The following is a 1,181-nucleotide window of genomic DNA, read 5'->3' as shown; positions in this document are numbered from 1 at the left end:
TCAGCTGTTCGTGCACCGCGTCGGCCTCGATGTGCTCTTGTGAAGAACCGTACGCACCGGGGCTCGGCGCCCAGCCGCTCCAAGGCCTGGGCCAGCCGCCGGGCCCCGGGCGACGAGGTGATCTCCAGAGCGGCGAAGTGCCCGGCCATCGCGCCGCGCAGTGAGCGGTGCAGACCGAGCAGCGACATCAGGTTGACGGCGGCGAGCGTCTCGGCGGGCGCCCGGTCCAGGTAGCGGCCGTACGCCGGGTCGAGACCCGCGCCCGCCATCGCCTCGGCGAACAGCCGGGCGTGCACCCGGTCGCCGTGGCCCGCCCCGAACTCGTCGAACTCCACCGCCACCAGCGACGCCTTGGGCTGTCCCGTCAACCGGGGAATCAGCCACGCCTGCGGATCGGCCTCCTTCAGCTGGTACAGCGAGCGGTGCGCCAGATATTCGCGCAGCTGCCCCCAGGTGCCCCGGCTCCTGAGGTGGTGACTGACCCCGGGCGCGGCCGGCGGTTCGGCCAGCAGCGCGTCCAGCTCCCCGGCCACATCCGCGCCACCGGGCACGGCCTCGCGCAGCGCGCCGAGGAACCGGTCTTCCAGCGCGGCCCGCAGCCGCAGCAGATCCGGCTGCCACTCCCACGCCTCGTCCACGCCCGCGAAGCCGCGGTAGTGGAGTTCGTAGGCGAGGTACAGCGCGAGCTGAAGGTCCTCGCCGAACGGGTCGGCGTCCCCGGTCGGCGGAAGACCTGCCGGCGGCGGGTCCTGGAGCAGCGCCGTACGGACCGCCGCGGACAGCGGACCGCGGGCCTCCGGCAGCGGGGGCGCGCCGGGCCCGCCGTGCGTGGCCGTATCCCTGGAGCCGGTGGTCACCGCCGGCCCTCCCCGTCCGGGCCGTCGTGCCCGTCGCCGAGGTCGTCGTACCGCTCCAGCGGGTGGACCGCCGGGCCCTGGAGCACGCTGCCGTCGACGGCGAAGCGGGACCCGTGGCACGGGCACTCCCAGGTCCGTTCGGCGTCGTCGAACCGCACCAGACACCCCAGATGGGTGCAGCGCGCGGACAGGGCGTGCAGTGCGCCCTCCTCGTCGCGGTGGACGGCGCGCTGCCCCGCCCCGACGCGGACGACCGCGCCGCCGCCCGGCGGGATGTCGCGCACCGCGTCCGCGCCGTCCCCGGAGATCCGGTCGCCGAAGAAG

Annotated in this window: 2 protein-coding genes; both read right to left on the bottom strand. The window is 75.4% G+C overall.

Going from position 1 to position 1,181, the window contains the following annotated elements; translation table 11 throughout:
- On the bottom strand, positions 1 to 857 hold an 857-nt coding region (locus SSOG_RS05715), incomplete at its 3' end, for an iron-containing redox enzyme family protein (RefSeq protein WP_050799777.1).
- The coding region (locus tag SSOG_RS05710) for a Rieske 2Fe-2S domain-containing protein (protein ID WP_009713259.1) at positions 854 to 1,181 on the bottom strand (328 nt) is incomplete at its 5' end. The genes SSOG_RS05715 and SSOG_RS05710, both read right to left, overlap by 4 nt.

This window comes from Streptomyces himastatinicus ATCC 53653 (assembly GCF_000158915.1).
GTDB lineage: Bacteria > Actinomycetota > Actinomycetes > Streptomycetales > Streptomycetaceae > Streptomyces > Streptomyces himastatinicus.
Note: the sequence above shows the minus strand (reverse complement) of the source record. Positions and strands in the feature narration are given on the sequence as shown.